Annotated in this window: 9 protein-coding genes; all 9 read left to right on the top strand. The window is 70.1% G+C overall.

The window, feature by feature from the left end; genetic code table 11:
• Positions 1-356: 356 nt before the first annotated feature.
• Positions 357-851, top strand: a complete 495-nt coding sequence (locus VIB55_RS24895) for a plasmid mobilization protein (RefSeq protein WP_331879395.1) — start codon at positions 357-359, stop codon at positions 849-851.
• A complete protein-coding gene (locus tag VIB55_RS24890; RefSeq protein ID WP_331879394.1) occupies positions 848-3,481 on the top strand; it encodes a relaxase/mobilization nuclease domain-containing protein in 2,634 nt (877 codons plus the stop codon). The genes VIB55_RS24895 and VIB55_RS24890 overlap by 4 nt, the downstream gene beginning before the upstream one ends.
• A gap of 125 nt (positions 3,482-3,606) precedes the next feature.
• The gene (locus tag VIB55_RS24885; protein WP_331879393.1) at positions 3,607-4,026 is read left to right on the top strand and encodes a single-stranded DNA-binding protein; all 420 of its coding nucleotides are present in this window, start codon (positions 3,607-3,609) and stop codon (positions 4,024-4,026) included.
• Between the two features lie 4 nt (positions 4,027-4,030).
• Positions 4,031-5,005 carry a PD-(D/E)XK nuclease family protein gene (locus VIB55_RS24880; RefSeq protein ID WP_331879392.1) on the top strand — a complete coding sequence of 325 codons (975 nt, stop codon included), beginning with the start codon at positions 4,031-4,033 and terminating at the stop codon, positions 5,003-5,005.
• 497 nt (positions 5,006-5,502) lie between these two features.
• The gene (locus VIB55_RS24875) at positions 5,503-6,219 is read left to right on the top strand and encodes a carboxypeptidase regulatory-like domain-containing protein (RefSeq protein ID WP_331879391.1); all 717 of its coding nucleotides are present in this window, start codon (positions 5,503-5,505) and stop codon (positions 6,217-6,219) included.
• 216 nt (positions 6,220-6,435) lie between these two features.
• The gene (locus tag VIB55_RS24870; RefSeq protein ID WP_331879390.1) at positions 6,436-7,062 is read left to right on the top strand and encodes a nucleotidyltransferase domain-containing protein; all 627 of its coding nucleotides are present in this window, start codon (positions 6,436-6,438) and stop codon (positions 7,060-7,062) included.
• Positions 7,059-7,541 (top strand): hypothetical protein, encoded by a 483-nt coding sequence (locus VIB55_RS24865; RefSeq protein WP_331879389.1) that lies wholly within the window; start codon positions 7,059-7,061, stop codon positions 7,539-7,541. The genes VIB55_RS24870 and VIB55_RS24865 overlap by 4 nt, the downstream gene beginning before the upstream one ends.
• Positions 7,542-7,801: 260 nt before the next feature.
• A complete protein-coding gene (locus tag VIB55_RS24860) occupies positions 7,802-10,327 on the top strand; it encodes a hypothetical protein (protein WP_331879388.1) in 2,526 nt (841 codons plus the stop codon).
• On the top strand, positions 10,327-11,678 hold a 1,352-nt coding region (locus VIB55_RS24855; protein ID WP_331879387.1), incomplete at its 3' end, for a sensor histidine kinase. The genes VIB55_RS24860 and VIB55_RS24855, both read left to right, overlap by 1 nt.

Raw genomic sequence — 11,678 nt, 5'->3', positions numbered from 1 at the left:
GTTCGTCACCGTCTCCGTCTCCCCCGTCTCCACATCCCACGTCTTCACGCTTGCCCCCCTTCCGCCCGGCTCTCCGAGGTCCGCCGTGTGTTCCCCGTGATAAGGGCGAGTCGGAGAGGGCGGGTTCGCCCTCTCCGACCTTCTTCCTTTCCTGAAGTCCATCCCGTCTGCCCCCCTCTACGACCACAGCGCCGCCAGCCGCTCTCCCGCGGCCGTGTCTGTTTTCGCCGCTGATGGGGTAAGCCACCCGTAGGCCCCCCGCAGCGAGCCGTGACCAGGAGGCGCCTATTCGCTCGCTTCGCTCGCAGGCGCCCTGGTCTCGCTCGCCTTTTCGCTGCGCTCAAAGGGAAACACCGTTGTCGCGTCGCACGCTCCGCAAACCCACGCGCTGGACCCCCGAGGAGTGGGCCCAGGTCGAACGCGCCGCCGCCGACCGCGGCGTGCCCCCGCTGCGCTACGTCCGCGAGGCGGCGCTCGGAACCCCGCCCGCGCCGCAGCCCGGCCGGGGTCAGCCCCTCACCCCTGCGCGGCGCGCGCGGTCGCTGTGGCACCAGCTCGCGCGCGTGGGCAACAACCTCCACCAGCTCCGCCGCGTGGCCGAGATCGACGGCGACGACGACGGCGTGCGCGTGCTCACGGCCGCGGCCGGCAGCGTGGAGTACGTGATCTCCGCGGCGCCGACCATGCTCGGGGCGCGTGGCGACGAGGTGATCGCAAGCGTGATAGAAGCCGGGAATGCGCTGAACGCGCTCGCGCACCGCGCGAACACGGCCGAGGAGCTACCGCCGATGGACGCCCTGCGCTCCGTCCTCGCTCAAGTCGAGAAAGCGGTTCGCGAAGCGCTGCCGTGATCGCGAACCAGACGTTCGGCGATGACTTCGGGGATTGTGGTGATTACCTGCGCAGGGGGAGGGGCCGCGTCGATCCGTCCCAGCGCGTGGGATGGGTCGAGTTCCAAAACCTGCCCACCCGGCGCATGGACATCGCCGAGCGCATCATGGCAGGCACGGCGAGCCTCTCGTACACCAGAAAGCCCGTCTTACACCTCTCCATCAGCTTCGCGCCGGGTGATCCGGTAAACGAGGCCCTGATGAAGCGCGTGATGGCGCGAACGCTGACGGACCTCGGGCTTGGCGAGCACCAGGCGGTGATCGTAGCCCACATCGACACCGATGATCCGCACGTACACGCGATGGTTAACCGCGTGCACCCGGAGACGGGCGTGGCGTGGAAAGGGAGTTGGAGCCGATTGCGCACCGAGGCCAGCCTGCGACAGCAGGAGTTGGACGAGGGGCTGCGGGTCGTGCCCGGGTGGCTCGCTCGCGTCCCCGGGCATCCCGAGTTGAGGCCGCGCCCGCGGCTGGCGCGTGCGGACGGGGAGTTCCTGCGCGAGGTGCGGGAGCGCGCCGAGCCCGTGCTGAAGCGCGCGCGATCCTGGGCCGACGTGGAGGCGGGGTTGGCGGAGTTCAGACTGTCCGTGCGCGTGAACGGGCGCGGGATGTCCGTCACGGACGGACGGCAGGTAGTGAAGGCGTCGGAGGTGGGGCCGCAGTTCTCCCGTGGCAATCTGGAGGAGCAGTTCGGCCGATACTCGGATTACCGCGCGCGCGTAGCCGTCGCTAGCGCGATATCCGTTCGTGATGCAGGAGGCGCGTCTCCTGCGCGCGTCGGCATCGAGAGCAAGGCCCCGCCGGAGACGCGCGCCGCATCCGAAGCACAGCCGCGGTTCAGCCTCTACGAGGACGACGGGATCTTCGGCGTCTGGGACAGCAGGGGACCGCAGATCTTCTTCGCGGACACGCGGGAACGGGCGGAGGCGGAGATGAAGCGGGCGGAGTGGCTCGTCGCCCGCTACCCGAATATCCATGCCGTGCGCTGCCTGCGTGACATGGACGTCGCGTGCCGCGAATCCCGTGGATTGCCACTACTTCCGGAAGAAACCCGCCGTCCGCCGCGCACCGTGTATCCGGTGCAGGCGGCGGAACCCGCTGTCCAGCCCGCCTCGCGGGCGGAAGAGCGTTCCGACCCCGCACCCGTAACTGCACCGGCGCCGGTGCGCAGAAATACAAGCTTCCGAGATGAAGTGCGGTCGAAGGCCGACTCGGCCCTGCGGCTGTCGGACTCCTGGGTAGAACTGGAGCACGACTTGGCCGCGCTCGGGCTGTTCCTCCGCGTGCAGGGCGGCGGCTTCGTCGTGACGGACGGTGAGCGGGAAGTAAAGGCGTCCGAAGTAGGACGTGAGTTCTCACGCTTCTACCTGGAGAAGCGCCTGGGCCACTACCCGCAACCCGGCGTGGCCACGTCCCCAGCCGAGACCGCCCCGTCCTTCTCCGCGTCCGCCACACCACCGGACCCTGCCAGGCAGCCGCAGGAAATCGCGCCGTCACCGACCAGCACGCAGATCGATGTTTTCGAAGGTCTGGAGACGATGGCACGCGTGTTATCGGCTGGTGCGCCAGAGCGGTCGCAAGCCATCCAGCCGGTCAGGGAAGAAGAGGAGGTGACGCCTTGGCCTGCCGACCACGAAGGTGCCGGGGATGTGGCTCGTATCCGGTCCACTCCCACGCCGGATGTTCGTACGTCTGAATCAGCCGGAGGTGCGGCGTCGGAGCCGGCGACGGGGTTGACGCCAACGACTCACGATCCGTCGTCCCTCCCGGTCAGGAACGGGAGCACGGATGCGCATGCATTCCTGCAGTCGTTCGAGCTATTTCAGCAAAGTAGAACGCTGCGGAACGAGGTGGAAAAGCTCGACGACGCTCGAGGGAAGATTGCTACGTGGTCTGGCGCCCTGGAGCGTACGACCAGGGATGTGAAAGGTGCAACTCACGAATTCGCCACACAGATTCGGGCCGCATTCCGCGATCCTCGGGCATTCACTGACCTGTTCGAGCACCTCACCGAGGTGCAGAAGCGGGCGACACTGAAGACCTTGGGTGAGCAGCCGGCCGAGTTCGCCCGTGAGTTCCTGGCAGCGTCTGGAGACGAGCGTCCGACAAGCGATGAGCAGCCGGGCGGCTGGCGCGCCAGAATCTCGAAGGCCGCAGAGCGTCTGCGGAGAACGCCCCCGGAACAGCATGTCTTCCGAAACCCGAGCGATGCGAGGGGAGCGGGCATTCTGACTGCGGGCGCCGGGGAGCGGTACTTAAACGCAGTGTTGGTACGGGACTCCGTCCGCCGAAGGATCGCGGGGGAACTCGACCTGTCGGAGGAGGTGCCGCTACCAAAGGTGCGGGAGGAACTCTTAACCCGGACGGCCGTAGCCGAGGCTCAAAAGGCTGAAGCGCTCCGTCTGCGCGAAACGCTAAAAGCGCCCACCGTAGAGGAACTGAAGCACATGTTTCTTGATCTTCGACCGGAGGATCAGCAGCGCGTGACTCGCGCCGCCCCTGCGATCACCAGCCTCCTTCCCAACGCGATGCGCATCGCAGATGGACTTGTGAGCGGTCCGGAGCGGAAGAGCAGAGGACTGGACTGGTAACCGGAACCCTGCAGCAGGAAGGACGAGGCAAAGAACCCCAGGAGAAAAGTGATGGACGAGTCAGGCACTAGGCCGGTCAGGCCGGTGCATCCGGCTCGTTCATCTTTATCCCCGAGGGTTCCACGATGTCCCGCTGCCTCAACAAGGCCACGCTGATCGGCTACCTGGGTGCCGATCCCGAGATCCGCACCATCAGCAGCGGCGCCCGCGTCGCGCAATTCTCGCTCGGCACCACGCGCCGGTGGAACGGCCGCGACGGCAAGCCGCGCGAGAAGACGCAGTGGCACCGCGTGCTGGTGTGGGACAGCCTGCCGGCGACGTTTGGCTTCGTCGAGAAGTACCTGGGCAAGGGCGACCGCGTCTACGTGGAGGGCGAGATCGACTACCGCTCCTACGAGACGGACAGCGGCGACACGCGCTGGACGACGGAGATCAAGGCCACGGACGTGCTGGGTGTGGGCGAAACGGGGGGCGCTGAGCGGCGCAGTGGGCGGAGCACACGCCCGGCGGTTGCCGGCGAGGCAGAGCTCCAGCCGGCGCTGTAGGCCGATGAGGTACGACGCTCCCTATCCCGAGTTCAGCTGGTCCCACTCCCGGGACCGCGCCCTGGCGGAGTGCGCGCGCGCCTACTTCTGGCGCTACTACGGCGGCCACCGCGGGTGGTCGCCGGAGGCACCGGAGGAGGCGCGTCTCGCATACGCCCTCAAGCAGCTCACGTCGTTTCCGATGATCGTCGGGACCGCCGTGCACGACTGCGCGCGCGAGAGCGCAGAAGCGGTGCGCCGCGGCAGGCCCCGCCCCTCATTCGACACCATGCTCGTCCGGGTATCCGAGGCGCTGAACCGAGCGGTGCTCGGCTCGCACCACCGCGACCTGTTCCAGCGCGATCCCAAGCGCGTGGTGATGCTGCAGGACGCGTGGTACTCCGGCCGGTCGTCCTCGGCCGGCCTGGCAGGCGCGGTGACCAAGGCGCGCCTCTGCCTCCGCAGCCTGGAAGGGTCGCGGGTCTGGGCGGACCTGGAGGCATGCCGGCCCGAGTGCGTGACGGTGCCGGAGGGCCCTGAGGCGTTCGTCCACGAGGGCTGGCCGATCTACGCCGGCCCGGACCTGGTCTACCGCACGGACGAAGGACGCGTTGTCATCGTCGATTGGAAGACGGGCGACGACAGCGACGCCGACCTGCAGATTGCGTTGTACGCGCTCTACTGCCGCACCGTGCTGGGCCTGCCTTTCCGCGATGACGAGTGGTTCGGCCGCGTGGTGAACCTTTCCACCGGCGACGACACCACGTTCGAGATCTCGCGTCTCGATGTGATGCATGCTGCGGAGCGCATCCGCGACAGCGTACAGGCGATGCAGGTGCTGCTGGCCGATCCCGATCGCAACGCGCCGCGCCCGCTCTCCGACTTCCCGCTACCGGAACCCGAGCGGCGCCGGCGCCGCCCCTACTGTCCCTTCTACGCCCTCTGCCACGACGAGCTGGAGGAGGTGGAGTTCGGACGCTGCGCTGACGCCGAGGGGTAGCGCGACAGGGAAGGATACGGCAGAACCACCGGGGGCGGAGCGGGGCGGGGGAGTGCGGTTTCACCCCCCTTGCCCCGGCCGGCCGCCGTTCACAATTTCTTTCACAGTTTCTAGCACCTGCCACGGTGCGCCGGGTGACGCCGTGTTACGGAAATCGTAGGAAAATCGCGGGTTTTCTGGTTTCGCGACGAGCGCAATTTTGGCGGACGGGTCCTCCGGAGCCAAAGGTCACAGGTTCGAATCCTGTCGGGCGCACTTCTTCACCACGAGCCCCCGCTTGCGTCAGCAGGCGGGGGCTCGTTCTGTTTTCGATCCGAGTCGTCCACAATCGATGCCGTGCGTGCGTCCTGCGGAGTGGACAGCTCGGCTCCGGCGGCGATCCTTGCGGTAAGGCATGTGAGTGCGCTGCAACGACATCGGCCCGATCCGCCTGAGGGAGCCATTCTTGCCCGCCCTTACCCCTACGCCAGTCCCGTCCCACGCCTGAGGAGAAGCACATGACGCGCTCCCACTTTGCCGCCGCGCTCACCGCGCTGTTCATGGCCGCGGTCCCCGCGGCCGCGCAATCCGCGGACGATCCCCCCCTTCCCCTGCTGACCGGGCGCGTGGTGGACCGCGCTAGCGGTGCCGCCGTCCCGGACGCCATCATCTACGTCGGTTCCGTGGACCAGGCGATCGCGGCGGGCGAGGACGGCCTCTTCCGGATTCGCCTGAAGCCGGGGTACTACCAGGTGCAAGTGAGCCGCCTGGGGTATGCGGATCTCACCACGTCGGTTTCCATCAGCGCCGACGACAGGAGCCTCACGATCGAAATGGAGGCCGAGCCGGTGCTGCTGGAGCGCGTGCAGGTGTTCGGCAACCGGCTGAAGAGCCGCCGCAACTCCAGGCCCGTGTCGTCGGTGGTGTTCGACCGGCGGGAGATGGTGGCGTCTGCCGCGCCCGACGTGCTGGAGTTCGTCCGGACGCGGGTGGGGCTTACCCGTGCGACCTGCCGCGGCTCGAGCATGACGCCCTGCGCGTACGTGCGTGGCGAGGCCCTTCCCGTTGCCGTCACGGTCGATGAGATGCCGGCGATCGGCGGGCTCGACGCGCTGGCGATGTATCGCGGCGACGAACTGCACATGGTGGAAGTCTACGGCGGTGGCAGGCTCGTGAAGGTGTACACGGTGGCGTACGTGGAGCACGCCGCTCGCCGGGGCTGGTACCCCATGTAACGGCTGCCGGACGACGCGATTCTCCGCTTTTCGATAGCGAACGCGGGGGGCGCATCCTGTCGGACGCACGTGATGGACGAGCCCCCGCTTGCAACCGGCAGGCGGGGGCTCGTTGCGTTCTGGATGTCCATCGACCATACGCATTGCCCCGTTCGACTTGACGTGCGGCCTCCGGTGATCCAGAATCTGGAGCACTCCTGGCCGCGAGAGAGCTGAATGACGCCGAAGGGAACCAGGCAATCGCACGCGGGGGGGTTGGCCGAGCTGCTGGCTTCACCGGCGTTCGCCCGGCTGCTCCTTCATTTCGCGATGCGCGACGACGACGAGCCCGAGCACGTGCGGGGCTTGCAGCGGCACTGCGGGTTGTCGATGAGCTCGCTGACCCGCGAGCTCAGGCGGCTCGAGTCGCGCGGCCTGGTGCGGCGCATCGAGAACGACGGCCGTGTGCTCTACCGGGTGGACGACGATCATCGCGGCTGGAAGACGCTCCGCCGGCTGATCCGCGACTTCGCCGATCCCACCGAAGTGGTGGAGGCGGCGATCGCCGGGGCGGAGGGCATTCAACTGGCGTTCGTGTTCGGCTCCACGGCGCGCGGCGACGCCCGGGGAGACAGCGACGTCGACGTGCTGGTGGTCGGCGATCTTGGGCCCGATTCGCGGTTGGGCCATCTTGCGGCGGAGGCATCGATGCTGTTGGACCGGGACGTGGAAATCCGAACCTATACCCCCGAAAAGCTCGCCCGGCAGGTGGCGGCGGGGAACGCCGTGCTCCGGCGGATCCTGGACGGGCCCAAGCGGTGGATCGTGGGCGACGACGCGCTGCTGGCGGAGGTGGCGGGATGAGCGCGCACCGCATTCAGCGGCTGCTGGAGGCCCGCAACCTGGAAGAGGTGCCGGCGGACGACGCGGAGGTGGCGGCGATCTGGGCCGCGGCCCTGCGGGAGTGGTCCGACGCCTCCGTCGCGGGCCTGAGCGTGGCCGGTGCCTACACGCACGTGTACCAGGCGGCGTTCCGCGCGGCGACGGCGGTCGTCCGTTCCGCGGGATACCGCCCGCGCGGCGCGGTGGGCGGGCACCACTACGTGACGTTCTACGCCGCGTCCGCGCTCGGCGATGCCGAGCTGCAGCGAAGCGCCGACGCCATGCAGAACGTCCGGGGAGGGCGCCACACCGCGTTGTACGGCGACGAGGAGGAGCTCGACGAAGACGACCTGACCGGCGCGCGCCGCAACGCCACGGCGTTGCTGGACGCGGTCCACCGCCGGATCGTATCCACACGCCCCTCGCTCGCGAAACGCCTGGCCCCGCCACCCCGGCCCTGAGGCGGTCGCCCCATCCGCACCTCACGAAGCCCCGTCTGCGCCGCAGGCGGGGCTTCGTCGTCGTCCGCCCCCTCCGATTCCCATCAGAAGGGTGCAGCGCCGCGGCTGCACCTGACACGCTCCGGCTGCACCGTCAGCTGGGTGTAGTAGCGCCCAAGTAGTCGTCTACGAACCACTTGCGGATTTGCGACGCCCGGTCCCGCGGTTGCCTCGTTGGTCCCCCGAGGCACAACGGATCGACAACCAACCGGAGCGGGACGATGAAATCCATAGCGAGAACGACGGGTGTGGCGATGCTGCTGGCGGCTTCCTGGACGGGAACCCTGCACGCGCAGCAGTTCCCGGCGGAGCGGGCGGCCGAGGCGCGGGCCGCGGTGCAGGAGTGCAGCGCGGCGGGCGCACGGAAGGACGAGGCGGCGGCGCGGCCGGCGGCCCAGCGCGCGTCGGCGCTCCTCGCCGAGTGGCTGCGGGCGGAGCCTCGGGGCGTGGAGCCGCGGGTGAGGTTGGCCAACCTGCGCGCCGGCTGCGAGCTGCCCTTCGCCGACATGATGGGGAAGGGCACCCTGATCGGGCAGGCCAACACGCTGCTGGAAGAGGCGCTGCAGATCGACAGCACGCACTGGGAGGCGCGCTTCACCCTGGCCATGCACCACTTTCACACCCCCGAGTTCCTGGGGCGCGGCCCCGAAGCCATCCGCCACCTGGAGATCCTGCTGCGCCAGCAGGGTGACGGCACGCGGCCCGGCTTCGCGCGCACCTACCTGGTCCTGGGCGACCTGTACCGCCGGGCGAAGCGCGAGGAGGATGCGCTGGCCGTGTGGCGGCGCGGCGCCGCGCTCTTCCCGGAGAACGCCGAGCTGCGGGCGCGGCTCGGGGGCACGCCGGCCGGTGCCGTGGCCGCGGCCGGGCGCGAGGGCGGTCCGGCGCTCGCGCTGGCGCCCATCGTGGTGGAGGCCGGCACGCGCATGGACGACACACGCAGCCAGGTGGCGCTCAAGCGCGTGGACGTGCTGGTGACGCCCGGCGGCACCGCCGACATCATGCAGGCCTTCCAGACCGGCCCGGGTGCCACGCGGGCCGGCGAGGGGAGCGACCTGTACGTGCGCGGCGGCGACCCGGCGGAATCGCCGGTGTTCGTGGACGGCGCCCGCCTCTTCTACCCCGGCCGCTACGAGACGCTGAACGGCGCCTCGTTCGGCATCCTGGACGCGCAGGTGCTGGACGCGGCCTACTTTTCCAGCGGCGGATTCGGCGCGCGCTACGGCAACGCGCTCAGCGGCGTGCTGGACGTGCGCACCATCGGCCGGCCGGACACGCGCACCGTGCGGCTGAACGCCAACACGGTGCAGGCCGGCACCCGCATCGACCTGCCCACGTCGCCCAACACCGGCGCCTGGGCCAGCCTGCGGGCCACCGACGCGCGGCTGATGATGGCCATGCACGGCCGAGAGGGCGAGTTCCAGCGCGCCCCCGCCGCCGTGGAGGGGATGGGCGGCGCCGTGTGGGAGCCGCGCGCCGGGAGCGAGGTGAAGCTGGTGGCGCTGGCGGACGAGGACGTGCTTTCTCGCGACGTGGATGCGTACGGCTGGACGGGTCCCTTCGAGAGCCGCGGCAGCAACCGGCTGGCGTCGCTCAGCGGGCGCACGCTGCTGGCGGGCGACCGCGTGGCGCTGCGCGGCACCGTCAGCGGGTCGCGGCGGAGCACCCACTTCACTTTCGGGGTGCTGGACCGGGAGCGCACGGACCGCGGCGCCACAGGGCGGGTGGACGCGGACGTGTCGCTCCCCGGTGGCGGGCGCGTGTCGCTCGGGGCGGAGGGCGCGTGGCTGGACGGCACGGAGGCCGGCCGCTTCCCCGCGACGGACCGCCTGTCGCCTGGCGCGCCGACGGTTGCGCTGGAGGAGAGTGACGATGCGGGGCACGTGGGTGGCTACGTGGAGGTAGAGCGCGCCCTTTCGCCCTCGCTGGCGCTGATCGCCGGCGTGCGCGCCGACCGCCTGCCGGGGGAAGAGTCGTGGACCGCGGACCCGCGGCTGGCGCTGGCGTTCCGCACGGGCGAGTGGACGCTGCGGTTCGGCGGCGGCCTGTTCCACCAGGGGCGCTGGCGGATCAAGTACCGGGTGCCGGACGCGGGCACGCCCGGCGGAATCCCCACGCGCGCGGAGCACCTGGTCGCAGGGGCGGAGCGCGCGGGCGATCCCTCGCTCAAGGTGGAGGGCTACGTCAAGCGCTACGGCGGCTATGCGGAAGATGGGGACGGGCCGCGCATCGAGGCTGGGCGCGTCGCCGGGATGGACGCCATCGTCCGGTGGAGCGGCGAGCGGCGCCTGAACGGGTGGATCACCTACTCGTTCCTGGACGGCCGGGTGGACCTGGAGGACGGCGGCACCGTGCCTTCCGCGGTGGACGTGCGGCACTCGCTGACGGGCGTGGCGCGGTGGAGCGTCCGCCCCATGTGGGAACTGGGAAGCACGCTGCGGCTGGGCAGCGGGCGTCCGTTCACGGACATCGACGGCGGGCGGGTTGAGGCGAACGGGCGCATCTCTCCCATCTACGGCGAAGTGCACGGGTCGCGGCTGCCGGGATATGGGCGGCTGGACGGGCGCATCAGCCGCTACCTGCCTATGCCGGCGGGCATCGGCATCGTGTACCTGGAAATGCTCAACCTGCTGGACAGAAAGAACGTGCAGGGGTATACCTACAGCGACGGCTACGCCGAACGCCGCCCCGTCAACTCCTACTTCTCGCAGCGCACCCTCGTCCTGGGCCTGGGGCTCACCTTCTGATGAATGCACTGGCCGCGGGAGAGGCGTTCTTCGCATTGGGCGTCACCGTCTTTTCCGCGCTCACGCTGCTGCTGTTCAATCCGCGCAGCGCCGGCGTGCGGTGGTACGCGCTCTTCCAGCTGTGCATCGCCACCTGGCTGTTCGCGCAGGGGATGGGGTTCGCCACGGGCGAGTGGAGTACGTGGCGCCCGTGGATGAGCGGCGCCGTGCACCTGGCGCCGGGGTTCTTCCTGGCGTTTGCGCTGATGCAGACGGTGCGCTCGCTGCCCTATGCACTGGGCGCCATCGGGCTTGGGTTCGCGCTGCTGCCGCTGGACCAGCGCTCGCTGACGATGAGCTATGCCGAGCCGCTCCTGGTCGTGTGGACGATCGGCGGGTGGGTGCTGGCGACCTGGCTCTTCGTACGGATCATGCGCCGCGAGCCCCGCACCTCCGCGGCCGAGCGCCGGCTGGGGCGTACGCTGCTCCTGGGGATCGTGATGGTGATGCCCATCGGCATCCTGAGCAGCGTGCTCACCCGCGGGGCGCTGGGCATTTACGTGATGCCGCTGGCGATGGTGTGGATCCAGCTGCTGCTGTTCGTGGGCGTGGCGCGGCTGCGCTTCTACAACATCGAGGTGCGCGCCGTCCGCACAGGCGAGCTGGCCGCGGCCGCGGCGGAGCAGGAGCGGCTGGCCGTCGTGGGCGAGCTGAGCGCCTCGCTGGCGCACGAGATCCGCAACCCGCTCACCGGCGTGCGGTCGCTCGCGCAGCGGCTGGCGGAGGAGGAGATCCCGGACGACAAGCGGCGGCGGTATGCGTCGGTGATCCTGGAGGAGGTGGGCCGCGTGGAGCGGCTGGTGGCCAACCTGCTGGGCATCGCCCGGCGCGCCCCGCGGGTGAGGGATGCGGGGGAGAGCACGCCGCTGGGCCCGCTGTTCGAGGACCTGGGGCTGCTGGTAGCGGGCCGCGCGGAAAAGGCCGGCGTGCGCCTCCATCTTGATGCCCGCGGGCTGACGGCGCCCGGCGCGCGCGAGCCGCTGGCGCAGGCGCTATTGAACCTGCTGCTGAACGCAGTCGCGGCCTCGCCCGCCGGAGGCACGGTTTCGCTCGCCGCGCGCGAGGTGTCGGGCGGCCTGGAGATCATGGTGCGCGACGCGGGGCCCGGGGTGGCGCGCGACCAGCGCGAGCTCATCTGGGAGCCCTTCCACACGAGCGGCGCGGGCACCGGCCTCGGCCTCGCCGTCGTACGCCGCCTGTCGCGCGAGGAAGGCTGGACGGCCGAGGTGGGCGATGCCGCCGGTGGCGGCGCCGAGTTCCGCATCGTCATCCCGGCAGCCAGCCTCCCATCAACGCAGCCGGTAAGTGCGTG

It is taken from the genome of Longimicrobium sp. (assembly GCF_036554565.1).
Classification (GTDB): domain Bacteria; phylum Gemmatimonadota; class Gemmatimonadetes; order Longimicrobiales; family Longimicrobiaceae; genus Longimicrobium.
This window is presented reverse-complemented; position numbering and strand designations above follow the sequence as displayed.

Coding starts and splice junctions, on each gene's coding strand:
- VIB55_RS24875 (WP_331879391.1), top strand. CDS start 5,503: ATGACGCGCTCCCACTTTGCCGCCGCGCTCACCGCGCTGTTCATGGCC.
- VIB55_RS24860 (WP_331879388.1), top strand. CDS start 7,802: ATGAAATCCATAGCGAGAACGACGGGTGTGGCGATGCTGCTGGCGGCT.
- VIB55_RS24880 (WP_331879392.1), top strand. CDS start 4,031: ATGAGGTACGACGCTCCCTATCCCGAGTTCAGCTGGTCCCACTCCCGG.
- VIB55_RS24885 (WP_331879393.1), top strand. CDS start 3,607: ATGTCCCGCTGCCTCAACAAGGCCACGCTGATCGGCTACCTGGGTGCC.
- VIB55_RS24870 (WP_331879390.1), top strand. CDS start 6,436: ATGACGCCGAAGGGAACCAGGCAATCGCACGCGGGGGGGTTGGCCGAG.
- VIB55_RS24865 (WP_331879389.1), top strand. CDS start 7,059: ATGAGCGCGCACCGCATTCAGCGGCTGCTGGAGGCCCGCAACCTGGAA.